Origin of the sequence: Streptomyces sp. NBC_01525 (assembly GCF_045040405.1) — a bacterium.
In the GTDB taxonomy this organism is placed as follows: domain Bacteria; phylum Actinomycetota; class Actinomycetes; order Streptomycetales; family Streptomycetaceae; genus Streptomyces; species Streptomyces benahoarensis.
Window position 1 is genome coordinate 3,389,003 of sequence record NZ_CP109397.1, and the last position, 22,779, is coordinate 3,411,781.

A 22,779-nucleotide genomic window follows, 5' to 3' on the forward strand; every position below is an offset into this window, starting at 1 on the left:
GCGTCCGGTGCTGCGGTCACTTGGTCTTCGTCCCCTCGGGCAGGTCGGCCGTGGTGACCTGCCACCAGGGCAGCACACGGAACGCGGGCTTGTCGCTGATCTTCTCGCTGCTCCAGCGCGGCGGGGCGACCGGCGTCGTCACCGAACGGACCTGAAGCCGCTCGACCCGGCCCTGCCGCGACCACTCCGGCCCCATCCGCTCCATCATGATCCGCCGGATGTACCGCTCGGACAGCTCACCACGCACCCCGATCGCGGCGTTCTGCTCGTTGTGCGTGCTGACGAAGTACTCCCAGCCGCGCCGCAGTTGGTTCTGCTGCGTATGGCTCGGGGCCGGATTGTGGTGGATCGCCCCGCCGTCGCGCGCGGTGAGATCGGTCCAGCCGGTGGTCCGCAGCCCGCCGTCGCCGGTACGCAGCTCCGCGCGCGCCTGGACGGCGATGTTCTGCTGCATCGGGTTGGGGGCGAAGAGCTTCCAGTTCTGCTCGTACTCGGGGTAGACGTACTCGCCGATCGCCGAACCCTGCGCCTTGGTGAGCGTGTTCTCCGGCGCGACGTGCAGAAACATCATGGCCAGATGGATCGCCACGGCCACGGCCACGGCACTGACCGCCAGGCATATGACGATCCGCGAGGGCAGCGAGAGCGCAGCCACCGACCGCGATTCGTCCCCGATTGACTGCATTCCCGCCCCGTTCCCAGATTCCTGACCGGCCCACTACGCCCCGGAACCGTACCCAGAGACCCCCACCGGGCACAGCCGCACCCGATCACCGCCGGCCCTGGCGCCGGGTCGGATGCACGGGGCCGACGCCCGGGACGGGCCTCGCCGGACAGCTCCCGGGCCCGCCGCCGTGCGCATTCCGGGCCCGCCGCCGTGCGCATTCCGGCCCCGCCGCCGTACGCGTTCCGGACCGCCCGCCCTCCGGGCCAGCGCCGTGCGCGCCCACCCCCGCCCGGCGAAGACCCCGCCCCCGAAGCCGTACGCATTCCCAATTCCTGCAACCTGTTCTACCTTGACGCCTCGTCAGGTCAGCCGCCCGCGGAAGGACAACCAGTGGACTTCACCTTCACCGAGGAGCAGCAGGCCGCCACCGAGGCGGCGAAGGCCGTGTTCGCGCACGTGGCGCCCGATGCGGTGCCCAGCCCCGCGCTCACCGCGGGCGCCGTCGCCGACGACTTCGACCGGGACCTGTGGCGCGCCCTCGCCCACGCCGACCTGCTGAGCCTGCTGACGGCGCCCGAGTACGGCGGCGCCGGGCTCGACCCGATCGCCCTCTGCCTGGTGCTGCGCGAGGCCGGCCGCGTACTGGCCCGCGTCCCGCTCCTGGAGTGCGCCGCCGCCTCCCGCCTCCTGCAACACCACGCAACGGAGGCGGTACGCGCCGAACTGCTGCCCCGTATCGGCCGCGGCGAGCTGGTGATCACCACGGCCTCCGACGGCCGCACCGGCCATGACGCGGCGGAGCTGGCCGTCACCGCGCGACAGGACGACGGCTGGCTGCTCGACGGCGTCCAGACCGCCGTCCCCTGGGCATACGGCGCCGACCGGGTGCTGCTGCCCGCGCACACCCCCGACGGACGGCCGGTCCTCGCCCTCGCCCCGCTCACCGCCCCCGGCCTGACCCGCCACGAGCAGATCTCGACCACCGGCGAACGGTACGCCGAACTGCGGCTCGCCTCGGTACGTCTCACCGCCCCGGACGTCCTGACCGCCCCCGGCGCCACCGAGGAGCTACGACAGCTGCTGACCTGCGGCACCTGCGCCCTGGCCCTGGGCCTGGGCGAGGCGGTGCTCGCGATGACCGCCGACTACACCGGCAAGCGCGAACAGTTCGGCTTCCCCCTCGCCACCTTCCAGGCGGTCGCGGTGCAGGCCGCCGACCGGTTCATCGATCTACGGGCGATGGCGGCGACCCTCTGGCAGGCCGCCTGGCGCATCGGCACGGGCACGGCGGGCGCGCTGCCGCCGGAGGGGGATGTGGCGGTCGCCAAGATCTGGGCGTCGGACGGCATCCGCCGCACCGTGCAGACCGCCCAGCATCTGCACGGCGGATTCGGCGCGGACACCGACTACCCGCTGCACCGCTACCACGCCTGGGCCAAACAGCTGGAACTCTCCCTCGGCCCCGCCGCCGCCCATGAGGAAGCCCTCGGCGACCTCCTCGCCGTCCACCCGCTACGGGAGGAGGACTGAACCTGGGGGCGGGGCTCAGGGGGAGTCGCCGCAGGCCGGAAAGCGCGGGCGCCGACCGGCCCCGGGCTCAGACGACCGCGCCGGTGCCGCCCTTGCCGTCCGTGACCGGGCGACCGGCAGACTCCCACGCCTGCATCCCGCCGGCGACGTTCACCGCGTCGATGCCCTGCTGGATCAGATACTGAGCGACCTGCGCGGACCGTCCACCGGACCGGCAGATCACATAGACCTTGCCGTCGGCCGGCGCCGCCTCCGTCAACTCGCCGTAACGGGCGACGAAATCGCTCATCGGGAGGTGCAGGGCGCCCTCGGCGTGCCCCGCCGTCCACTCGTCGTCCTCCCGGACGTCCAGCAGGAAATCCTCGGACGTGAGCGCGTCGACACCAACCGTGGGCAGAGAAGTGTGCATGTCCCCGACGCTACCCGACCAGCTGGGAGAGGTGCGCCTCGCGCTCGGCGACATCGGCGAGCAGCTTCTCGGCGATCTCGTCCAGCAGCCCGTCCGGGTCCTGCGGCGCCATCTTGATCATCGCGCCGATCGCGCTGTCCTCCAGCTCGGCCGCGACCGCCGCGAGCATCTCCTTCCGCTCCGCCAGCCACTCCAGCCGCGCGTACAGCTCCTCGCTCGCGGTCAGCCGCTCCTCGGCGGGCACCGGACCGGCCTCCCACTCCCGCGTCAACGCACCCAGCGCCGCCTCGTCCCCCGCGGCGTACGCGGCATTGACCCGGGCGATGAACGCGTCCCGGCGCCGCCGCTCCGCGTCATCCCGCGCCAGATCCGGATGGGCCTTGCGTACCAGATCCCGGTACGCCCGGCGCGCCCCCTCACTGGGCCGCACCTTCTGCGGCGGCTGCACCGGCTGCTCGGTGAGCATCGCCTGCGCCTCCGGGAACAGCCCGTCCGACCCCATCCAGCCGTGGAACAACTCCTCCACCTCGGGCATCGGCAACACCGCCGCCCGCGCCTCCCGGGCCTTACGGACGTCCTCGGGGTCACCGGTCCGCGCGGCGACCGCCTCCGCGATCTGCGCGTCCAGCTCGTCGAGCCGGGCATACATCGGGCCGAGCCGCTGATGGTGCAGGCGGGAGAAGTTCTCCACCTCCACCCGGAACGTCTCCACCGCGATCTCGAACTCGATCAACGCCTGCTCCGCAGCGCGCACCGCCACCGCAAGCCGCGCCGTCGCCGCCTCCGCGGCCACGCCCTCCGTACCGGACGCCCCCGGCACATCCGTCGCATCCGGCGCGACCGCCGCCCCCCTGGAGTCGGTGGCGTCCGCCGCTCCCGTGGCGTCGGCTCCGTGCCGGCCGTCCTGCGCGTTCTCCGCGTACGAGTTCGTCACCCGGCCAGCGTACGGCCCTGGGATGGGGGGGCGGTTTGTCGTCGGGGGAGGTGGGGTGGCCTGGGGGGCGGTCGCCACCGGCTGGCCCCCGAAGCGCGAAGCGCGACGCGCCACCAGCGGCGCCCGGACTCACACCCCCACCGCTTCCTCCATCTCCTCTTCCTCCGCGGCCTGTTCAGCGGTCTCGCGGGGAGCGCCGCCGCGCCCCGCGCCCGCCCGTGGCCCGGCCTCGGTCACCGTGGCGGCCACCGCCGCTGCCGCCACTGCCGTGGCGCGTTCGGCGGCCTCGTTCTCGGCGGCCTTACGGCGCCGTTCCGCCAGGCCCGCGACGGTGACCACGGCGGCGCCGGCGAGCAGCCAGATCGCCAGGGTCCAGACGTGTCCGGCCAGCCCGTGGCCGTCGAAGTAGACATGGCTGCGGGTGCCTTCGACGAAGCCCGCGCCGTTCCAGAAGGAGTGCAGGGCCGCGAAGAAGCCGTTCTGCATCTCGGGCCGGAAGATGCCGCCGGACGAGGTGAAGTTGAGCATCACGAAGAGGGCCATCACGCCGAGCGTCGTCCAGCGCTTGAGGAAGGTGTGCAGGCCGACGCCGATCAGCAGGATCCCTGCGGAATACAGCCAGGCCATGCCCCACAGCCCCCACAGCCCGTGGTCGACGAGGTGGAAGACGGGTCCGGCGAACAGCACGCCGAGGACGCTGACCACGAGAGACGTACCGGCGGCCAGCAGCGCCCGCAGCCGCATCGGGAGGACCGCTCCGGCGCCGCCGATCACCGCGACCGACGCGTACGAGCCGATGCTGATCGCCACGAGCAGGAAGAAGATGCCCTGGCCGGTGGGGTCGTCCTTCGCCGTCGGCGCGACGTCGGTGACCTTCAGCGGCTGCCCCTGCGCGGCGGCGAGCGGCGTGAAGATCTTCTGGACCACGGTGGCGCTGGTGTCCGATCCGGCGGTGGCCACGAGCAGTTCGGGCGCCTGCCGCTGCCCGCCGTGGGCCGTGGGGCCCTTGAGGACGTACGCGCCGAAGATGTCCTGGTGGCGGAGCTGGTCCACGGCGTCCGCGCGGTGGGCGACCGTCCGTACCTGGAGTTCTCCGGCGGCCTTGCCGTTGATCGACTGGGCCAGCAGTTGGGCGCTCTGTCCGGAGCCGACGACGGCGACCGGCAGGTCGTGCGGTGCCGGGTTGGCGAACGCGCCCAGGTAGGCCAGGCCCATCCCGATGCACATCAACAGCGGGGTGATCAGGTGCGTCAGTACGTGGCGCAGCCCGGCGGCGTGCGGATTGCGGCGGTGGTCACGTCCGTGATCGGGGTGAGGGTCGGAGCGGACCGGACTCATGGGGCATGCCTTCTCACGCTAGTCGGCTCGGCTGCGGGCCAATGGATGGCTTTTGCAACCTTCAGGGTTCATTGGTTGGCTTATGCAACTCAATTCACGTTGTACTATACAACTACTTCCCGGAAAGGCAATCCATGACCCAGCGCAACGCGTCCGTCGAGATCATCCAGCAGCAGCTCACCGCCTTCGCCCGGCGCGCCCGCGCCACCGCCGCCCGCATCCATCCCGAGCTGTCGCTGGTCTCGTACACCTTGCTGGCGCACCTCGATGACCAGCAGGGATGCCGGGCAACGGACCTCGCGGCGCACTATTTCCTGGACAAGTCCACGGTCAGCCGGCAGATCGCCGCACTGGAGAAGCTGGGGTTCGTGGAGCGCCGGGTGGACCCGGACGACCACCGCGTGCAGGTGCTGCATCCCACACCCGCGGGCGCCGCGGTGCTGTCGAACGCGATGACCAGCCGCCGCCAGGCGTTCCACGAACGGCTCGGCGACTGGGACGACGCCGACCTCGCCCGCTTCGCGTCCTACCTGCTGCGCTACAACACCGCCCAGGAGCTGAAGGGCTGACCGCCCGCGGCTACGTACGGAAGCGCTCCGGGCACCGGCCGCCGTCGGCCAGATACGTCTCGGCCCACCGCCCCAGCTCCTTGAGCGCGGGCTCCATGGCGCGACCGGCCTCGGTCAGCCGGTACGCGACGCGCAGCGGAGGCCCGGCGTCCACCTCGCGCACCACCAGGCCGGTCGCCGCCAGCTCCGCGAGGCGGTCGGAGAGCATCCGCTCACTGATGCCCGGGATCGCCCGCCGCAGATCGGCGAAGTGCACCGGTCCGGGCATCAGCGTGGCCACGATCAGGCCGGTCCAGCGCTTCCCGAACAGCCCGAAGACGCGCGTGATCCCGCCGTCGACCTGCCTGCACACCGCCTCGCCGTGGTCCGCCATGCCCCCAGCGTACCGCCTTCCCGTTTGGTGCTGCGGAAAAGTAAGTACCTATGTTATGAATAGTTACGTACAAACTTCAACCATCGGGCCGTGCAGTGTCCGGCCACGACCGAAGGACCGATCACCATGGCCACACTCCTCCACCTCGACTCCTCCGTCTTCCCCGAGGACGGCTCCGCGTCCCGCGCCGTGACCGCCGCCTTCCGCGCGGCCTGGCTGGAAGAGCACCCCGAGGGCACCGTCATCTACCGCGACCTAGCCGCCGACCCGCTGCCCCACCTCGACGGCACCGCCGCCGCGGCCGGCTTCTCCGACCCGGCCACCCACACCCCGGAGCAGCAGGCCGCCTTCGCGCTGCGCACCCGCCTCGCCGAGGAGCTGGAGCAGGCCGACGCCATCGTCATAGGCGCCCCCATGTACAACTTCACGATCCCCTCGACCCTCAAGGCATGGCTCGACCAGGCGATCATCATGGGCCGCACGGCCGGCGCCGAGCCGTCCGCCAAGGGCACCCCCGTCACCGTCGTCGCCAGCCGCGGCGGCTCGTACGCCCCGGGCACCCCTCGCGAGGGAGCCGACTTCGTGCAGAACTACCTGGAGACCGTCCTGGGCGACGGCTTCGGGCTGGAGGTCGACTTCATCGTGCCCGAGCTGACCATGGCCCCCACCAACCCCGCGATGAGCGAACTGGTGCCGCTGTACGAGGCGTCCCGCGAGAAGGCCCTCGCCGAGGCCGCCGCCAAGGGCCGGGCGACCGCCACCCTCGCCGCCGTCTGACACCCGCTGCTTCCGTACGCCCCGGGGACGACCGGTCACACCGCGTCACCCCGGGGCGGAACCCGGCCGATATTTCGGACGGGACGATCTCCCGCCCCCGGAACGGGAGATGTGAGAAGCACAACGAAAAACCCCCGGCTTCCGGATTTCTCCGGAGACCGGGGGTCTCATCTGTGCGCGAGGGGGGAGTTGAACCCCCACGCCCTTTCGGGCACTGGAACCTGAATCCAGCGCGTCTGCCTATTCCGCCACCCGCGCATGGGTGTTGTCGTTCGATTCTCTCATCCGACCCGGGTTTTTCTTTCCCGTTTCGGGGGGAGTGCCTTGCGACATGCAGAACATTAGCACGGCGCGGCGGGTGGTTTCACCTGCCCTTTCGCCCCCGGCGAGGCCGCGCACCGACGGCCGACAGCGGGCCGCGGCCCCGGTGCCGGTCCGCCCGGCGGGCGCAAAAGCGCCCCACCTCGACGGACACCCCCTCGGTCCCGGCCACCCGGCGTCGGGACCCGGCCCCGCCCGGAGCGAGGTGAACGGTTGCGGGACACTGTCCGCGGGGCACCTCTACCATCGCAGTGCACGGACGACGGGCACGGCTCAACGCCCCAACAGGCAACCCTGTGAGGGGGGACACTCGTCACTCCGGGCGGGAAAGGGGAACCAGCTGATTTCCCGGCGCGTGGATACGATCGGTAAGCAGTATCAGGACGACCCTGTCGAAGACTGAGGAAGGAGGTGCCCCGTGGGAGTACTGAAGCGCTTCGAGCAGCGTCTCGAAGGTCTCGTCAACGGCACCTTCGCCAAGGTGTTCAAGTCCGAGGTGCAGCCCGTTGAGATCGCCGGTGCGCTCCAGCGCGAATGCGACAACAACGCGACCATCTGGAACCGCGACCGCACGGTCGTCCCCAACGACTTCATCGTCGAGCTGAGCACACCCGACTACGAGCGGCTCAGCCCGTACAGCGGACAGCTCGGTGACGAGCTGTCCGGGATGGTCCGCGACTACGCCAAGCAGCAGCGGTACACCTTCATGGGCTCCATCAAGGTGCACCTGGAGAAGGCCGACGATCTCGACACCGGCCTGTACCGCGTACGCAGCCGCACCCTCGCCTCCAGCACGTCCCAGGAGCAGCCGGGGCAGGCGCCCGCCGGGCGCGGCCCGTCGGCGCCCCGGGGCGGCCAGACCGGCGGCGGCCATGTGGGCCCGCCCCCCATGCCCTCGTCCCCGCCGTCCGGCGCACCACCCCGTACGGCACCGCCCGGTGCCGGGCCGCAGCCGCACGCACAGATGCGGCGCTGGATCGAGATCAACGGCACCCGCCACCAGATCTCACGCGGCTCGCTCGTACTGGGCCGCAGCACCGACGCCGATGTCCGGATCGACGACCCCGGGGTTTCCCGGCGGCACTGTGAGATCCGCGTCGGCCCGCCCCCCATGGTCCAGGACCTGGGCTCCACGAACGGGATCGTGGTGGACGGGCAGCACACCACCCGCGCTAGTCTCCGCGACGGCTCGCGGATCGTCGTGGGCAGTACCACCATCGTTTACCGGCAAGCCGAAGGGTGAAGCGGGGGCAATGTCAGAGCTGACCCTCACGGTCATGCGGTTGGGTTTCCTCGCCGTACTGTGGCTGTTCGTCATCGTGGCCGTTCAGGTCATCCGCAGCGATCTGTTCGGCACGCGCGTCACACAGCGCGGCGCCGCCCGGCGGGGCGGTCAGGAGGCGCGCGCCCAGCGGCAGTCCGCCGCGCCACCGCAGCAGCGGCGCCAGGACGGCGGCCGCGGCAACAACCGGCAGCGCCGGGGCGCCCCCACCAAGCTGGTCGTCTCCGAAGGCACCCTGCAGGGCACCACCGTCGCCCTCCAGGGCCAGACCATCTCCCTGGGCCGGGCGCACGATTCGACGATCGTCCTGGACGACGACTACGCGTCCAGCAGGCATGCCAGGATCTACCCGGACCGTGACGGCCAGTGGATCGTCGAGGACCTCGGCTCCACCAACGGCACGTACCTGGACCGGAACCGCCTGACGACGCCGACCCCGATCCCGCTGGGGGCCCCGATCCGCATCGGCAAGACCGTCATCGAGCTGCGGAAGTAGTACGACTTATGAGCGAGCGGAGCGAGCGAGCCGCGGCGGTCCACTCGGCCCCGAGCGTGCTCCCGACCGGAGGGTGGGCAGTGTGGCTCGACGAGACCGGCTGTACCCCGAGCCGACAGGTGAGGTGCGCATGAGTCTTTCCCTGCGCTTCGCCGCCGGATCGCACAAGGGCCTGATCCGGGAGGGCAACGAGGACTCGGGTTACGCCGGCCCGCGGCTGCTGGCCATCGCCGACGGCATGGGCGGCCAGGCCGCGGGCGAGGTCGCCTCGTCCGAGGTGATCTCCACCCTCGTCCAGCTCGACGACGACGTTCCCGGCTCCGACATCCTCACCTCCCTCGGCAACGCCGTGCAGCGCGCCAACGACCAGCTGCGCGTCATGGTCGAGGAGGACCCGCAGCTCGACGGCATGGGCACCACCCTGACCGCGCTGCTGTGGACGGGCCAGCGCCTCGGCCTGGTGCACGTCGGCGACTCCCGCGCCTACCTGCTGCGGGACGGTCAGCTCACCCAGATCACGCAGGACCACACCTGGGTGCAGCGCCTCGTCGACGAGGGCCGGATCACCGAGGAAGAGGCCACCACGCACCCGCAGCGCTCGCTGCTGATGCGGGCCCTGGGCAGCGGTGACCGCGTGGAGCCGGATCTGTCGATCCGCGAGGTCCGCGCCGGTGACCGCTACCTGATCTGCTCGGACGGCCTCTCCGGTGTCGTCAGCCACCAGACGCTGGAGGAGACCCTCGCCAGCTATCACGGACCGCACGAGACGATCCAGGAGCTGATCCAGCTCGCGCTGCGCGGCGGCGGTCCCGACAACATCACCTGCATCGTCGCCGATGTCCTCGACGTCGACGGCAACGAGGCGCTGGCCGGGCAGCTCAACGACACCCCGGTCATCGTCGGCGCGGTCGCCGAGAACCAGCACCAGCTCAGCGACCCGAGCACCCTTCAGACCCCGGCCGCCCGCGCCGCCGAGCTGGGCCGCGGCCGGGACGTCCCGGCGCAGGCGGCACCCGGCGGCGCCTTCGGCCCGCCCGGCAGCGGCGACGGTGAGGCGGGCGGGGAGCCGCAGGGCTCGTTCGGCACCTTCGCCGACGAGGACTTCGCCAAGCCGCGGCGCCGCGGCACCTGGATCAAGCGGTCGCTGTTCTCGGCGCTCGCGCTGGCCGTCGTCGGCGGCGGGCTCTACGCGGGCTACCGCTGGACGCAGACCCAGTACTTCGTCGGCGCCAAGGACGACCATGTCGCGCTCTACCAGGGCCTCAGCCAGGACCTCGCGTGGATCTCGCTGAACAAGGTCGATCAGGATCACCCCGAGATCGAACTCAAGTACCTACCGCTGTACCAGCGGAACCAGGTCAAGGAGACGATCCCGGCCGACAACCGCGACGAGGCGACCCTCAAGGTCACCGAGCTGGGCAAGCAGGCCCACGCCTGCCTGAGCAAGCAGCAGCGGGAGGCCGCCGAGCGCGCCGCGGCCAAGGCCAAGAAGGATCAGGAGAAGGCGGGGGGCCACGGCCAGACCGGCAACACGACCGGTCACAAGCCCGGTGCCCCCGGTACTCCCACGGTCCCGGGCGACCGGACCGCCACCGCCGGCACCCCCGGCGCGCTCGTGTCCCCGTCGACTCCCCCGGCCGACATCACCAGCCAGGCACCCTCCGAGGAGCAGTTGAAGCTGGAAAAGAATTGCAGCACCCAGCAGTGAGGGCGTAGGGGGCCGTACACGTCATGAGCAGTACCACCAACACCACCACCATCGGCACCATCGGAGCCCCGAGCCGCCGCAACACCGAGCTGGCGCTGCTCGTCTTCGCGGTGATCATCCCGGTCTTCGCGTACATCAACGTCGGGCTCGCCAAGGAGCAGGCCATCCCCGCCGGGGTCTTCGGCTACGCGCTCGGGCTGGCGCTGCTGGCGGGCGTGGCGCACCTCGTCGTCCGCAAGTGGGCGCCGTACGCGGACCCGCTGATGCTGCCGATCGCCACCCTGCTCAACGGACTCGGGCTGGTCTTCATCTGGCGGCTCGACCAGGAGCCGAAGATCACCACTCCGGCGCTGGGCGGCCCGATGGCGCCCGGCCAGCTGATGTGGTCGACGCTGGGGGTCGCGCTCTTCCTCGGCGTGCTGATCTTCCTCAAGGACCACCGCGTCCTGCAGCGCTACACCTACATCTCGATGGTGCTCGCGCTGGTCCTGCTGATCGCGCCGATCTTCTTCCCCGCCCGCTACGGCGCGCGCATCTGGATCACGCTGCCGGGCATCGGTTCGCTGCAGCCCGGTGAGTTCGCGAAGATCATCATCGCGGTGTTCTTCGCCGGGTACCTGATGGTGAAGCGGGACGCGCTGGCGCTGGCCAGCCGCCGCTTCATGGGCCTGTACCTGCCGCGTGGGCGTGACCTCGGACCGATCCTCGTCATCTGGGCGCTGAGCCTGATGATCCTGGTCTTCGAGACCGACCTGGGCACCTCGCTGCTCTTCTTCGGCCTCTTCGTGATCATGCTGTACGTCGCGACCGAGCGGACCAGCTGGATCGTCTTCGGTCTGCTGCTGAGCGCCGGCGGCGCCGTCGCGGTGGCCACCTTCGAATCGCATGTGCAGGTCCGTGTCCACAACTGGCTCAACCCGCTGGAACTGCTCAACGGCGGCGTCACCGAGACCGCGCAGGCGATGTACTCCTTCGGCTCCGGCGGCATCCTCGGCTCCGGTCTCGGCCAGGGCTACTCCCGGCTGATCGGCGGCATCGCGCCCAAGAGCGACTACATCCTCGCCACCGTCGGCGAGGAGACCGGGCTGGCCGGTCTGATGGCCGTCCTGCTGCTGTACGGCCTGCTCATCGAGCGGGGCATCCGCACGGCGCTCGCCGCCCGCGACCCGTTCGGCAAGCTGCTGGCCGTCGGCCTGTCCGGCGCCTTCGCGCTCCAGGTCTTCGTCGTCGCCGGTGGCGTGACGGGCCTGATCCCGCTGACCGGTATGACGATGCCGTTCCTGGCCCAGGGTGGTTCGTCCGTGATCGCCAACTGGGCGCTGGTCGGCATCCTGCTGCGGATCAGCGACACCGCCCGGCGGCCCGCCCCGGCCCCCGCCCCCTCCACCGATGCCGAGATGACCCAGGTGGTCCGCCCGTGAACAAGCCCCTGCGCCGGGTCGCGATCTTCTGCGGCCTGCTCGTCCTCGCCCTGCTCGTCCGCGTCAACTGGGTGCAGTTCGTCCAGGCCGACGAGTTGAAGAACGATGACAACAACCGCCGCGTCGCCATCGAGCGGTACAGCACGCCGCGCGGCGACATCATCGTCGACGGCAATGCCGTCACCGACTCCACGACGACCGGCGTCGGCGACTACAAGTACAAGCGGACGTACAAGAACGGCAAGATGTGGGCGCCGGTCACGGGCTACGCCTCGCAGGCGTTCGACGCCAACCAGCTGGAGAAGCTGTACGACAAGATCCTCACCGGCACCGACGACCGGCTCTTCTTCAGCCGCACCGTCGACATGCTGACCGGCCGCAAGCAGGAGGGCGGTGACGTCGTCACCACCCTCAGTGCCAAGGCCCAGAAGGCTGCCTTCGAGGGGCTGGGCGACAAGAAGGGCGCGGTCGCCGCGATCAACCCGGAGACCGGCGCGATCCTGGCACTGGCCACGGCGCCGTCGTACGACCCGTCCACCTTCGCCGGTATGAGTGACAAGGACTCCGAGGCGTACAACGCGCTGCAGAAGACCCACGACCCGGACGACCCGACGCTGAACCGCGCGCTGCGGCAGACGTACCCGCCCGGCTCCACCTTCAAGGTCGTCACCGCGGCGGCGGCTCTGGAGAACGGTCTCTACACCGACATCGACGCCCCGACGCGCTCGCCGCTGCCCTGGTACCTGCCGGACACCAACCACGTCCCGCTGCCGAACGAGGGCAACATTCCCTGCAAGGACGCCAGCCTGCGCGAGGCGCTGCGCTGGTCGTGCAACACCGTCTTCGGCAAGATCAGCGCCGATCTCGGCAACAAGAAGATGATGGCCGAGGCGGAGAAGTTCGGGTTCAACAACGCGAAGATCGACACCCCGGTCCGCCTCTCCGAGAGCATCTACCCCGAGGACAACCGCCCGCAGAACGCCCAGGCGGGCATCGGCCAGGCGTCGAACCGCGCCACCCCGCTCCAGATGGCCATGGTCACCGCGGCCATCGCCAACGGCGGCAAGCTGATGCAGCCGTACATGGTCGACAAGCTGGTCGCGCCGAATCTCAACGTCGTGGAGCAGCACACGCCGAAGGAGATGAGCCAGCCGCTCAAGCCGGAGAACGCCCAGAAGCTCCAGGACATGATGGAGACCGTCGTCAAGAACGGTACGGGCACCTCCGCCCAGATCCCGGGCGTGACGGTCGGTGGCAAGACCGGTACCGCGCAGCACGGTGCGGACAACAAGGACAACCCGTACGCGTGGTTCATCTCCTACGCGAAGACCGACAAGGGCACCCCGGTCGCCGTGGCCGTCGTCATTGAGGGATCCGACACAACCCGCAACGACATCGCGGGTGGCAAGCTCGCCGCCCCGATCGCGAAGAGCGTGATGGAAGCGGTGCTCAGCGACAAGAAGTGACTCCTGGGCGGGGCCGTACCGGTCAGATATCAGGTTGCGGTTACGGCCCGGCACGGTGCGGCGCGCCGGGTACGGTGTGCCCGGACAGCACACCGCCGGACCACACACGGGTGCGGTCGGGACTGACGGAGAGGGCTGGAGAAGCTTATGGATGAGCCGCGTCGCCTCGGCGGCCGGTACGAGCTGGGCTCGGTGCTCGGCCGCGGTGGCATGGCCGAGGTGTACCTCGCCCACGACAGCCGCCTGGGCCGCACCGTAGCGGTGAAGACGCTGCGGGTGGACCTCGCCCGCGACCCGTCCTTCCAAGCCCGGTTCCGCCGTGAGGCCCAGTCGGCCGCCTCCCTGAACCATCCGTCCATCGTCGCGGTCTACGACACCGGCGAGGACTACGTCGACGGCGTCTCGATCCCGTACATCGTCATGGAGTACGTCGACGGTTCCACGCTGCGGGAGCTGCTGCACTCCGGTCGGAAGCTGCTGCCCGAGCGGTCCCTGGAGATGACCACCGGGGTGCTCCAGGCGCTGGAGTACTCGCACCGGGCCGGCATCGTGCACCGCGACATCAAGCCTGCCAACGTCATGCTGAACCGCGCCGGCCAGGTCAAGGTCATGGACTTCGGTATCGCCCGGGCGATGGGCGACGCCGGGATGACCATGACGCAGACCGCCGCGGTCATCGGCACGGCGCAGTACCTCTCCCCGGAGCAGGCCAAGGGCGAGCAGGTCGACGCCCGCTCCGACCTCTACTCCACCGGCTGTCTGCTCTACGAACTCCTCACCGTCCGGCCGCCGTTCATCGGTGACTCGCCGGTCGCCGTGGCGTACCAGCATGTGCGGGAGGAGCCGCAGAAGCCCAGCAACTTCGATCCCGAGATCACGCCGGAGATGGACGCCATCGTCCTCAAGGCGCTGACCAAGGACCCGGACTACCGCTACCAGTCGGCCGATGAGATGCGGGCCGACATCGAGGCGGCGCTGGACGGCCAGCCGGTCGCGGCCACCTCCGCGATGGGTGCGGGCGGTTTCGACCAGGACCAGCCCACGACGATGCTGCGGCCGCAGGACCCGGGCGCGCAGACCGCGATGCTGCCGCCGATGAACCCCGACGACGGCGGCTACGGCTACGACGAACGGCCCGCGGGGCGCCGCGCCGGTGCCTCCGGTCCCCCGAAGAAGAACCACACCTCGACGGTCCTGCTGGCCGTCGCCGGTGTCCTCGTCCTGGTCGGGGCGATCTTCATCGGCAAGGCGATGTTCAGCGGCAACAAGGCCGGGGGCGGGGTGTCGGTGCCCAATGTCGTCGGCAGCACCCTGGCTCAGGCGAAGGATTCCGCCCGGAACAACGGCGATCTGAAGATCGTCAAGGGCGGCAGCGAGGCGTGCGAGAACGTCGACAAGGGCCAGATCACCAAGCAGGACCCGGCGTACCGCGGCACCACCGACGAGGGCGGCACGATCACCGTCACGATGTGCACCGGCCCCAAGCAGGTGCAGGTCCCCAACGTCCGCGGCTTCAACGAGAACGAGGCGCGGTCCGAGCTGAAGGCCAAGGGCTTCGAGAACATCGAGGTCGCGCAGAAGGTATCCGAACAGTCCCCGGGCACCGTCCTCGACCAGGACCCGAAGCCGGGCGCCAGCAAGCCGAAGAACACCACGATCACGCTGACGATCGCCAAGGCCAACCCGAAGGTGAAGGTCCCCGACGTCGTCGGTAACGACTTCGCCGCGGCGGAGAAGCAGCTGAAGGACCTCCAGCTCCAGGTCACCAAGCAGGAGCAGGAGGTGACCGACCCGGCGCAGGTCGGCAAGGTCACCGCCATGAATCCGGCGGGCCAGACGGAGGTCGACGTCAACACCACGATCACGCTGACCGTCGGCAAGGCGGCGGCGCAGAAGCCGGTGCCCAATGTCGTCGGCCAGAAGGTGAAGGACGCGAAGAAGGCGCTCCAGGACGCCGGGTTCACCAACATCCAGTTCGCGGACGGCAGCAACCAGGACGACAACGCCCGGGTCATGTCGCAGGACCCCGCGGGCGATACCCCGTCCGACCCCGCCTCCACGACCGTGACGCTGACCACCGCCGGCGGCGGCGGTGACAACGGCAACGACGGCGGTTGGCCCGGCTGGCACTGACCATCAACTGAATTTACTTAACCAACCCCGCTCCGCACATGAGCCCCGACCCCTGAAATGGGGGGCCGGGGCTCATGTCGTATGCGGCGGGTGGCGGCGCAGGTCGGTCGCGGCTCGCGGGCCGGTCGGGGCTCGGGCGGACGCCCGGTGCGGTCCTTCGGCCGGCGCGCGGTTCCCGTTCGGTCAGCGCAGTTCCTTCGGCGGGGTGCGGTCCGCGTCGACCTTCTCGGTGCGGTCCAATTCGCCCCAGACGATGTAGCGGAAGTTCGAGGTGTAGACCGGGGTGCAGGTCGTCAGCGTGATGTAGCGGCCCGCCTGGTGCTTCCCGGACTCCTTGGGGACACGGTCGAGGACGTCCACGTTGTACTTCGAGGTCTGGTCGAGCACCGCGTAGACCTTGTAGACGTACCAGGTGTCCTTGGTCTCGAAGACGATCGGGTCGCCCTCGCGGAGCTTGTCGATGTTGTGGAACTTCGCGCCGTGACCGTCGCGGTGGGCGGCGAGCGTGAAGTTGCCCTTCTTGTCCTGCGGCAGCGCGGACGCGAGGGGCTTGGTGTAGTAGCCCGCCACACCTTCGTTGAGGATCTCGGAGCCGGTGCCCTTCTTGACCAGCACCTCGCCGTTCTTCATCGCCGGGACGTGCAGAAAGCCGATGCCGTCCTTGGTGTCCAGCTTCCCCGGCCCCTTGGGACTCGGGGCGGACCAGTGACGGCGCACCTCGTCGCCCTGCTTGTCGGCGGCGCGGTCGGCGAGGACGTTCGTCCACCACAGCGAGTACGCGACGAACAGGCCGAGGATCAGCCCGGCGGTGATCAGCAGCTCGCCGAGCACGCTGAACACGGCGGCGACGGAGCGACGCATCCGGCGCGGTCGGTTCGGCGGCGCGGACCGTTCGATGTCCTCGTCATGGCCCGTGGCAGTCACCGCGTAGTACCCCTCTTACCTTCGGTCAGCCGGTGAGCGCATCCGGTTCGCCCTTGCTCCGCGGCTGCGCCGCGACCATCTTGCCCCAGACGATCATCCGGTAGGTACTGGTGAATTCCGGGGTGCAGGTCGTCAGCGTGAGGTAGCGGCCCGGCGCCTTGAAACCGGACCCCTGCGGCACCGGCTGGATGACGCTGACGTTCTGCGGGCTGGTCTGCGGGAGGATGCTCTCCATTTGGTACGTGTAGTACGTACTCTGCGTCTCCACGACGATCTTGTCGCCCGGGCTGAGCTTGTTGATGTAGCGGAACGGCTCGCCGTGGGTGTTGCGGTGGGCAGCCACCGCGAAGTTGCCCTTCTTGTCCCAGGGCATCGCCGTCTTGATCCCGCTGGCCTTGCCGTAGTGCCCGACCATGCCCCGGTCCAGCACGGAGTGCTTGTCGATGCCCTCGGCGATCGGCGCCTTCACGTCCAGCTTCGGGATGTACATGATGGCGAAGCGCTCGCCCGAAGCCGGCGACTTCTTCTCCCCGCCGCCCTCCTCCCACTGGTGCTGGAGCGTGTTGGCGGCGCCGCCCGCCTCCTGCTGGGCCAGGACGTTGGTCCACCACATCTGGTAGGTGACGAACAGCAGCATCACCACGCCGAGCGTGATGAACACCTCGCCGATGGCGCGGCTGGCGATGAGGCTCAGGCTCTCCTTCGCGGCGCGGGCGGCGCGGCGGGCCTCCAGGCGCGAGGTGGGCGCGGGCGGCGGTGACGGCGGGGCGCTCGCGACCGCGGTGCCGCCGTGCTTGCCGCGACGCCCGCCGCGCTTCGCCGCCTGCTGGGCCGCCTTACGGCGTGCGGCGCGTCCGCCGGGGCCCGGGGCGCCCGCCGTTTCACGTGAAACGCCCTCGGTTTCACGGGAAACCGGGGCCACGCCCGACGCTGTTTCACGTGAAACGGCGTCGTCGGAGGGGTCGCCGCCGTCCGGACTCCCCGTCCGCTCCGCCTGGCGTAGCGCCATGGTCTCGTCGTCGGCCACCGGACCGGTGGTGGGCTGCGGTACGGGGGGAGCGGACGGGCCCGGGGCCTCCGGGCGGGCGCCCGCGGGGCCGAACGCCGGGACCTGGGCCGCGCCCGCGGCACCGTCCGGGCCACGGCCCGCGGCCGCCTCGGGCCCGAAGCCGGTGGCGGAGCCCGGTGGCGTGCCGTCCGCCGGTGTCTCCTCCGCCGCCGGGCGCGGGCGGAACCACGGCGAGCCGTTGCCGGGCGCCGGCGTCCCGGCGATCCGGGCGCGGGCACCGGGGCGGTCGGGCACGGGGGTGCCGGTGGCGGACGGTGTGGCCCCGGGCGAGGGATGCGAGGCCGTCCGGCCCGGGGCCGCCGCGTGCCCAGCCGCCGGGTTCGCCGTGCCCGCCGGGCCCGTGGTCCCCGAGCCGTCGCCGGCCAGGGCATCCGTCCCGCCGGGCGGGCCGCCCGGGCTCGGCAGCGGGTCCGTCAGCGGGTCGTTGAGCCGTCCCACCGCCGCCTCGAAGGCCGCGTCCCCGCCGTACGGATCACCGTCCACGCCCCGTGAGCCGTACGGATCCTGGGGGGTGCCGTCACGCTCGGGGCGTGTGTCGGTCACGCGCCGGCCTTGCCGACCACCGGGGCGAGCCCCGTCGAGCGCTCCACCGCTCCCGCGTCACCGCAGGCGACGAGCCAGTTGGCAAGCATCCGGTGGCCCCACTCGGTGAGCACCGACTCGGGGTGGAACTGGACGCCCTCGACGGGCAGTTCACGGTGACGCAGCCCCATCGCGATGCCGTTGTCGGTCCAGGCGGTGACGGTCAACTCGTCCGGCACCGTGCCCTCCTGGACCGCGAGCGAGTGGTAGCGGGTGGCCGTGAACGGCGACGGCAGGCCGCTGAAGACGCCCTCGCCCGCGTGTGAGACCAGCGAGGTCTTGCCGTGCAGCAGCTCGGGGGCCCGGCCGACCACCCCGCCGTAGGCGACCGCCATGGACTGCATGCCCAGGCAGACGCCGAAGACCGGGACGCCGGTGTCCGCGCAGTGCCGGACCATGTCGATGCAGACCCCGGCCTCTTCCGGTGCACCCGGGCCGGGCGACAGCAGCACTCCGTCGAAGCCGTCCTGCGCATGGCCGGGAGTGACCTCGTCGTTGCGCAGCACCTCGCATTCGGCGCCGAGTTGGTAGAGGTACTGCACGAGGTTGAAGACGAAGCTGTCGTAGTTGTCGACGACGAGAATGCGTGCACTCATCGGACGGCTGCCATCCCTTGATCGACCGTGACGTCATTGAAGGGGAGCAGCGGCTCCGCCCACGGAAAGACGTACTGGAAAAGCACGAAGACAACCGCCAGCACCAGCACCAGTGAAATCAGCGCCTTCACCCATGTATTGCCCGGCAAATTCCGCCAGATCCAGCCGTACATGCTGTCCCTACTCGCCGATGACGGTGTCGATTGCCCCACCAGAGTACGGGGCGGGGAGGGGCCCGGGTGGGTCAGCCGGACAAAGCCGGGGGCCTTCCCTCCGCCACCGGCCGCGTCGCGTCGAGATGCGCCCAGGTGATGAGCCGGTGACTGTGTCCCCACTCCGGGTCGCAGGTGGTCAGGGTCAGATAGCGGCCGGGTCCGCGGTAGCCGGAGGCGCGGGGTACGGGGTCGATCACGCCGATGTCGTCGGGCAGCGTCCGGTAGGGCCGCCGGTCGATGCGGTAGGTGAACCACGTGGTGCCGTCGGAGACCACCACCGCATCGCCGGGCCGCAGCCGCGGGAAGTCCTTGAACGGATCGCCGTACGTGCGCCGGTGTCCCGCGACGGAGAAGTTGCCGACCTCGCCGAGGCGCGCGGTGACCGCGTAGTGCCCGAGACCGCGCCGCAGCACGCCGGTGCCGGTGCCTTCGAGGACGGGCTTGGACCACTCCGCACCGAAGCGGGGGAGGTACATGACGGCGAACGCCGCGCCGTTCCCGTACGGGCGGGGGCGGCCGGGCGGCGCGGGTGCGGTGGCCGGGCCGGGCCGCGCCGCACCGGTCGCGGGCGCTCCGGCCGACCAGCGCTCCTGGAGACGGCCGATCTCCTGGTCCATGGCGCTGTCGGCACGTACGCCGGTCCAGAAGAGGAGGTAGCAGACGAACAGCACGATGAGCGTGCCGGTCGTGACACAGAGCTCGCTGAGTGTCCGGACGATCCACCGCACCGTCATCGCCGGCCCCGCCCCTTCCCGTCGCCGTCACCGGCGCGCGGGCTACGGCTGCACCGGCTGTGCGTAGTGGAGCTCCACTGTGCCGGAGTAGCCGGGCAGAGTCACCGCCTCGCGCTGGTCGACTTTCCAGCCGAGCCCGTAGGCGTTGACGTACTGGAGGTAGTTCTGGATCGCGGGTGCCGCGGTCAGCGCGCGGTTGAGGGCGTCCCGGTCACCGACAGCGGTGATCTTGTAGGGCGGGGAGTAGACGCGGCCCTGGAGGATCAGGGTGTTGCCGACGCAGCGCACCGCGCTGGTGGAGATCAGTCGCTGGTCCATGACCTCGATGCCTGTGGCGCCGCCCTGCCACAGCGCGTTCACCACGGCTTGCAGGTCCTGCTGGTGGATGACGAGGTCGTTGGGCTGCGGTTCCGGGACGCCGGGGATCTTGGCGGTGGCGTTCGGCGGGGCGTCGGTGAGGGTGACGGACAGGCCCTCGCCCTTCAGCTTCTCCGTGCCCGCCTGCTCCTCCAGCGCCCTGAGCTTCGCCTCCTCGGCGTGGGAAGTGCCGTTGTCTCGCCGGGCCAGGGCCTCGACGTCCCCGCGGAGCGCCGCGTTGCGTTCGTCGTGGGCACCGTTCTTCTGGCTCCGTTGCTGAATGAGGTCGGAGAGGCGGAGCATGGAGTCGTCGGAGCGCAGATCGGTGCCGCGTGCGGTGTCGAAGCTGAGCCAGAACATCAGGCCCGCGAGCGCGAAGACGGCGAGAGTGAGCAGGCGCACGGGCCGCAGCCGCGGGCGGGCCGGGCGGCCGGAGGAGTCAGCTGAAGCGCTCAACGTACCCTTGCTCCTTACGACGCCGCGGAAGCACTACGCTAACGGACGCCCCGGGGCGCCTGACCGCTCCCCGGCGCATCCGTCCGGCTCCCGCCCGTACACCGCGCGGACGGGGGCACCTCCCGCTCAAGAGGGGTCGCGAGCGGGAGAGCAGCGCATCGACAGGAGAGTTCCTCGTGCCGAAGTCACGGATCCGCAAGAAGGACGACTTCACGCCGCCGCCGGCGAAGACCACCAGCCTGAAGATGAATTCCGGCCGTGGTTGGGTCGCCCCGGTGATGCTGGCGATGTTCGTGATCGGGCTCGCCTGGATCGTGCTGTACTACGTGTCCGAGGCGGATCTGCCGATCAAGGCGATGGGTGACTGGAACATCGTGTGCGGATTCGGCTTCATCGCGGTGGGCTTCGGCGTCTCCACGCAGTGGAAGTGACGCAAGCCCTGCCCAAGGCCATCCACACAGTTATCCACAGTCGGGGAAAACTTCAGAAGATCTGTGGATAACCTCTCGGGATGTTGACGCCGGTGTGACCGGTCACGCCCCTCCAGGCGGCCCGCCTCCCCCTTGCATACTGGGGAAACGCGGTTTCGTGCGATCCGGGAAGGGTGTTCCCCACAGCGTGCACAAGATCCGCCACGCACTGTGGACAACATCGCGGAACGGGCCCGGGCGCAGCCGTTACCCCCAGGCTCGCGCGGCGCCTCAGCCGGTCAGCTGGAGGGTCCGCACCCACACCACGCCGACGATCATCAACAGCGCGGCGACGCACGTCAGGGTGTGCACCAGCGTGCGGCGCTCGCGCGGCGCGTGCACCATGCCGTACGCCACGGCCGCGCCGATCACCAGGCCGCCGACATGCGCCTGCCAGGCGATATTCGGCCACAGGAAGGTGAAGACGAGGTTGAGGCCCAGCAGGATCAGGACGGGCTTCATGTCGTGGTTCAGCCGCCGCAGCAGGACCGCGGTGGCGCCCAGCAGGCCGAAGATCGCGCCGGAGGCGCCGAGCGACGGTTGGTTCTGCGCGGCCAGCAGATACGACAGGGCGCTGCCGCCCAGCCCGGCGAGCAGGTAGAGCACGGTGTAGCGCAGCCGGCCGAGCGCGGCTTCCAGAGGCGGCCCCAGCCACCACAGCGACAGCATGTTGAACGCGATGTGCGGGATCTCCTGGTGCAGGAAGACCGCGGTGAACAGGCGGTACCACTGGCCCTCGGCGACCCCGACGAGCTGGTAGTGCTGCGGATCGAAGGCCAGGCCGATCATGTCGAGGCGTCCGATGAGGCCGCTGGAGGCGTAGACGGCGATGAAGACGGCGACGTTGAGGCCCAGCAGGATCTTGGTGATCAGCTTGGGGTCGGCGGCGATGGAGCCGCCCGCGAGGGTGCGCGGGGTGGTGGCGTGCGCCGAGTGGCCCGTACCGCTGCCGGTGCGTACGCACTCCGGGCACTGGAAGCCGACCGAGGCGCTGACCATGCACTCGGGGCAGATCGGCCGCTCGCAGCGGGTGCAGGTGACGCCCGTCGGGCGGTCGGGATGGCCGTAGCAGCCCGGCAGGCCACTCGCGCCGTCCGCGCCCTGCGGCTCCTGCGGGGTGCCTGGCACCTGGTCCATCGCTCGGTCGTCCTCTCTGCGGCTGGACGCGTCATCACAACACACCCGCCCACCGCCGGGCCAGCACGCGGGGCGCCCCGCCTGGTCTACGACCGGACGGGGCGCAAGGTTCCCGGAGACGGCGGGCGCGGCGGCCCGCCGGTCGGCTCTCGGGTCAGCTCTCGCGGTTCTCGACGACGACCGACTCGATGACGACGTCCTGCACCGGGCGGTCGGTGCGCGGGTTGGTCTGGGCGGCGGCGATGGCGTCCACGACCTTCTTGCCGGCCTCGTCGGCGACCTCACCGAAGATGGTGTGCTTGCCGGTCAGCCACGCGGTCGGCGCGACGGTGATGAAGAACTGCGAGCCGTTGGTGCCCGGACCGGCGTTGGCCATGGCGAGCAGGTACGGCTTGGTGAAGGCCAGCTCGGGGTGGAACTCGTCGGCGAACTCGTACCCCGGGCCGCCGGTGCCGTTGCCGAGCGGGTCGCCGCCCTGGATCATGAAGCCGCTGATCACGCGGTGGAAGACGGTGCCGTCGTAGAGCTTGTCCGCGGACCTGCGGCCGGTCGCCGGGTCGGTCCACTCCCGCTCGCCCTTGGCGAGTTCGACGAAGTTCTTCACCGTCTTGGGGGCATGGTTCGGCAGCAGCCGAAGGGTGATGTCGCCCTGGTTGGTCTTCAGGGTGGCGTAGAGCTGCTCAGCCACGGATCTGCCTTCCATGAGTCTTCGCTGACGGGTTCCGATCCTCGCACGGACCGACCGGGCACGCGGCCCATGCCGCGCCCCGCCCCGGCGCGTCCGGCCCCGGCGCGTCCGGCGCCGACGGCGGGCA

At 70.5% G+C, this 22,779-nt stretch carries 23 protein-coding genes and 1 tRNA gene; 10 read left to right on the plus strand and 14 right to left on the minus strand.

The window, feature by feature from the left end; genetic code table 11:
* Window positions 1-16: 16 nt before the first annotated feature.
* Window positions 17-685 carry a DUF5819 family protein gene (locus OG422_RS15140; protein ID WP_143941120.1) on the minus strand — a complete coding sequence of 223 codons (669 nt, stop codon included), beginning with the start codon at window positions 683-685 and terminating at the stop codon, window positions 17-19.
* A 372-nt stretch (window positions 686-1,057) separates the two neighbouring features.
* On the opposite strand from OG422_RS15140, the gene OG422_RS15145 reads away from it, so the two are divergent.
* Window positions 1,058-2,197, plus strand: a complete 1,140-nt coding sequence (locus OG422_RS15145) for an acyl-CoA dehydrogenase family protein (protein WP_405743324.1) — start codon at window positions 1,058-1,060, stop codon at window positions 2,195-2,197.
* A 67-nt stretch (window positions 2,198-2,264) separates the two neighbouring features.
* On the opposite strand, the gene OG422_RS15150 is transcribed toward OG422_RS15145, so the two are convergent.
* The 3 genes from OG422_RS15150 to OG422_RS15160 form a co-directional block, all read right to left on the minus strand.
* Complete coding sequence (locus OG422_RS15150; protein ID WP_405747806.1) at window positions 2,265-2,594, minus strand: rhodanese-like domain-containing protein; 330 nt, start codon at window positions 2,592-2,594, stop codon at window positions 2,265-2,267.
* Window positions 2,595-2,616: 22 nt separating this feature from the next.
* Window positions 2,617-3,540, minus strand: a complete 924-nt coding sequence (locus tag OG422_RS15155) for a hypothetical protein (RefSeq protein ID WP_405743325.1) — start codon at window positions 3,538-3,540, stop codon at window positions 2,617-2,619.
* Window positions 3,541-3,669: 129 nt separating this feature from the next.
* Window positions 3,670-4,878 carry a hypothetical protein gene (locus OG422_RS15160; RefSeq protein WP_405743326.1) on the minus strand — a complete coding sequence of 403 codons (1,209 nt, stop codon included), beginning with the start codon at window positions 4,876-4,878 and terminating at the stop codon, window positions 3,670-3,672.
* Between the two features lie 134 nt (window positions 4,879-5,012).
* On the opposite strand from OG422_RS15160, the gene OG422_RS15165 reads away from it, so the two are divergent.
* A complete protein-coding gene (locus tag OG422_RS15165) occupies window positions 5,013-5,447 on the plus strand; it encodes a MarR family winged helix-turn-helix transcriptional regulator (RefSeq protein WP_405743328.1) in 435 nt (144 codons plus the stop codon).
* A 10-nt stretch (window positions 5,448-5,457) separates the two neighbouring features.
* Here the strand turns inward: OG422_RS15165 and OG422_RS15170 are convergent, their stop codons facing one another.
* Window positions 5,458-5,820 (minus strand): winged helix-turn-helix transcriptional regulator, encoded by a 363-nt coding sequence (locus tag OG422_RS15170; protein WP_405743329.1) that lies wholly within the window; start codon window positions 5,818-5,820, stop codon window positions 5,458-5,460.
* A gap of 126 nt (window positions 5,821-5,946) precedes the next feature.
* Here OG422_RS15170 and OG422_RS15175 point away from each other — a divergent pair, with 126 nt between their 5' ends.
* Window positions 5,947-6,597 carry an FMN-dependent NADH-azoreductase gene (locus tag OG422_RS15175; RefSeq protein ID WP_405743331.1) on the plus strand — a complete coding sequence of 217 codons (651 nt, stop codon included), beginning with the start codon at window positions 5,947-5,949 and terminating at the stop codon, window positions 6,595-6,597.
* 174 nt (window positions 6,598-6,771) lie between these two features.
* Here the strand turns inward: OG422_RS15175 and OG422_RS15180 are convergent.
* A tRNA-Leu gene (locus OG422_RS15180) sits at window positions 6,772-6,855 on the minus strand.
* A gap of 481 nt (window positions 6,856-7,336) precedes the next feature.
* On the opposite strand from OG422_RS15180, the gene OG422_RS15185 reads away from it, so the two are divergent.
* From OG422_RS15185 to pknB, 6 genes are all read left to right on the plus strand, one after another.
* Window positions 7,337-8,161, plus strand: coding sequence for a DUF3662 and FHA domain-containing protein (locus tag OG422_RS15185; protein ID WP_143941126.1), 825 nt, complete (start codon window positions 7,337-7,339; stop codon window positions 8,159-8,161).
* 10 nt (window positions 8,162-8,171) lie between these two features.
* Entirely contained in the window at window positions 8,172-8,696 is a 525-nt protein-coding gene (locus OG422_RS15190) for an FHA domain-containing protein (RefSeq protein WP_143941127.1), read from the plus strand.
* A gap of 130 nt (window positions 8,697-8,826) precedes the next feature.
* On the plus strand, window positions 8,827-10,404 hold the full coding sequence (locus OG422_RS15195) for a PP2C family protein-serine/threonine phosphatase (protein ID WP_405743333.1): 1,578 nt from the start codon (window positions 8,827-8,829) through the stop codon (window positions 10,402-10,404).
* Window positions 10,405-10,427: 23 nt separating this feature from the next.
* Entirely contained in the window at window positions 10,428-11,825 is a 1,398-nt protein-coding gene (locus OG422_RS15200) for an FtsW/RodA/SpoVE family cell cycle protein (protein WP_405743335.1), read from the plus strand.
* Window positions 11,822-13,291 (plus strand): peptidoglycan D,D-transpeptidase FtsI family protein, encoded by a 1,470-nt coding sequence (locus OG422_RS15205; RefSeq protein ID WP_405743336.1) that lies wholly within the window; start codon window positions 11,822-11,824, stop codon window positions 13,289-13,291. Before OG422_RS15200 ends, OG422_RS15205 begins: the two co-directional genes overlap by 4 nt.
* A 147-nt stretch (window positions 13,292-13,438) precedes the next feature.
* The gene (gene pknB, locus OG422_RS15210) at window positions 13,439-15,424 is read left to right on the plus strand and encodes a Stk1 family PASTA domain-containing Ser/Thr kinase (protein ID WP_405743337.1); all 1,986 of its coding nucleotides are present in this window, start codon (window positions 13,439-13,441) and stop codon (window positions 15,422-15,424) included.
* Between the two features lie 183 nt (window positions 15,425-15,607).
* Here pknB and OG422_RS15215 read toward each other — a convergent pair whose 3' ends face one another.
* The 6 genes from OG422_RS15215 to OG422_RS15240 all read right to left on the minus strand — a co-directional run bounded on the left by OG422_RS15215 (window position 15,608) and on the right by OG422_RS15240 (window position 20,357).
* Window positions 15,608-16,348, minus strand: a complete 741-nt coding sequence (locus OG422_RS15215; protein ID WP_405743338.1) for a class E sortase — start codon at window positions 16,346-16,348, stop codon at window positions 15,608-15,610.
* 25 nt (window positions 16,349-16,373) lie between these two features.
* On the minus strand, window positions 16,374-17,960 hold the full coding sequence (locus tag OG422_RS15220; RefSeq protein ID WP_405743339.1) for a class E sortase: 1,587 nt from the start codon (window positions 17,958-17,960) through the stop codon (window positions 16,374-16,376).
* On the minus strand, window positions 17,957-18,595 hold the full coding sequence (locus OG422_RS15225; protein WP_143941800.1) for an aminodeoxychorismate/anthranilate synthase component II: 639 nt from the start codon (window positions 18,593-18,595) through the stop codon (window positions 17,957-17,959). Before OG422_RS15225 ends, OG422_RS15220 begins: the two co-directional genes overlap by 4 nt.
* Window positions 18,592-18,768: a hypothetical protein gene (locus OG422_RS15230; RefSeq protein WP_405743341.1), complete on the minus strand. Its 177-nt coding sequence runs from the start codon at window positions 18,766-18,768 to the stop codon at window positions 18,592-18,594. The genes OG422_RS15225 and OG422_RS15230 overlap by 4 nt, the downstream gene beginning before the upstream one ends.
* 71 nt (window positions 18,769-18,839) lie before the next feature.
* Entirely contained in the window at window positions 18,840-19,544 is a 705-nt protein-coding gene (locus OG422_RS15235) for a class E sortase (protein ID WP_143941799.1), read from the minus strand.
* A gap of 42 nt (window positions 19,545-19,586) precedes the next feature.
* The gene (locus OG422_RS15240; RefSeq protein WP_405743342.1) at window positions 19,587-20,357 is read right to left on the minus strand and encodes a DUF881 domain-containing protein; all 771 of its coding nucleotides are present in this window, start codon (window positions 20,355-20,357) and stop codon (window positions 19,587-19,589) included.
* Window positions 20,358-20,533: 176 nt separating this feature from the next.
* On the opposite strand from OG422_RS15240, the gene crgA reads away from it, so the two are divergent.
* Window positions 20,534-20,788 (plus strand): cell division protein CrgA, encoded by a 255-nt coding sequence (crgA, locus tag OG422_RS15245; protein ID WP_143941797.1) that lies wholly within the window; start codon window positions 20,534-20,536, stop codon window positions 20,786-20,788.
* Between the two features lie 270 nt (window positions 20,789-21,058).
* Here crgA and OG422_RS15250 read toward each other — a convergent pair whose 3' ends face one another.
* Both OG422_RS15250 and OG422_RS15255 read right to left on the minus strand, forming a co-directional pair.
* A complete protein-coding gene (locus tag OG422_RS15250) occupies window positions 21,059-21,964 on the minus strand; it encodes a rhomboid family intramembrane serine protease (RefSeq protein WP_405743343.1) in 906 nt (301 codons plus the stop codon).
* Between the two features lie 154 nt (window positions 21,965-22,118).
* Complete coding sequence (locus OG422_RS15255) at window positions 22,119-22,652, minus strand: peptidylprolyl isomerase (protein ID WP_143941795.1); 534 nt, start codon at window positions 22,650-22,652, stop codon at window positions 22,119-22,121.
* Window positions 22,653-22,779: the final 127 nt, after the last annotated feature.

Excerpts from the sequence above, each read along its gene's own strand:
- OG422_RS15160 (WP_405743326.1), bottom strand. The coding sequence starts at position 4,878 with ATGAGTCCGGTCCGCTCCGACCCTCACCCCGATCACGGACGTGACCAC.
- OG422_RS15230 (WP_405743341.1), bottom strand. The coding sequence starts at position 18,768 with ATGTACGGCTGGATCTGGCGGAATTTGCCGGGCAATACATGGGTGAAG.
- OG422_RS15175 (WP_405743331.1), top strand. The coding sequence starts at position 5,947 with ATGGCCACACTCCTCCACCTCGACTCCTCCGTCTTCCCCGAGGACGGC.
- OG422_RS15190 (WP_143941127.1), top strand. The coding sequence starts at position 8,172 with ATGTCAGAGCTGACCCTCACGGTCATGCGGTTGGGTTTCCTCGCCGTA.
- pknB (WP_405743337.1), top strand. The coding sequence starts at position 13,439 with ATGGATGAGCCGCGTCGCCTCGGCGGCCGGTACGAGCTGGGCTCGGTG.
- OG422_RS15195 (WP_405743333.1), top strand. The coding sequence starts at position 8,827 with ATGAGTCTTTCCCTGCGCTTCGCCGCCGGATCGCACAAGGGCCTGATC.
- OG422_RS15170 (WP_405743329.1), bottom strand. The coding sequence starts at position 5,820 with ATGGCGGACCACGGCGAGGCGGTGTGCAGGCAGGTCGACGGCGGGATC.
- OG422_RS15165 (WP_405743328.1), top strand. The coding sequence starts at position 5,013 with ATGACCCAGCGCAACGCGTCCGTCGAGATCATCCAGCAGCAGCTCACC.
- OG422_RS15225 (WP_143941800.1), bottom strand. The coding sequence starts at position 18,595 with ATGAGTGCACGCATTCTCGTCGTCGACAACTACGACAGCTTCGTCTTC.
- OG422_RS15140 (WP_143941120.1), bottom strand. The coding sequence starts at position 685 with ATGCAGTCAATCGGGGACGAATCGCGGTCGGTGGCTGCGCTCTCGCTG.
- OG422_RS15235 (WP_143941799.1), bottom strand. The coding sequence starts at position 19,544 with ATGACGGTGCGGTGGATCGTCCGGACACTCAGCGAGCTCTGTGTCACG.
- OG422_RS15250 (WP_405743343.1), bottom strand. The coding sequence starts at position 21,964 with ATGGACCAGGTGCCAGGCACCCCGCAGGAGCCGCAGGGCGCGGACGGC.
- OG422_RS15200 (WP_405743335.1), top strand. The coding sequence starts at position 10,428 with ATGAGCAGTACCACCAACACCACCACCATCGGCACCATCGGAGCCCCG.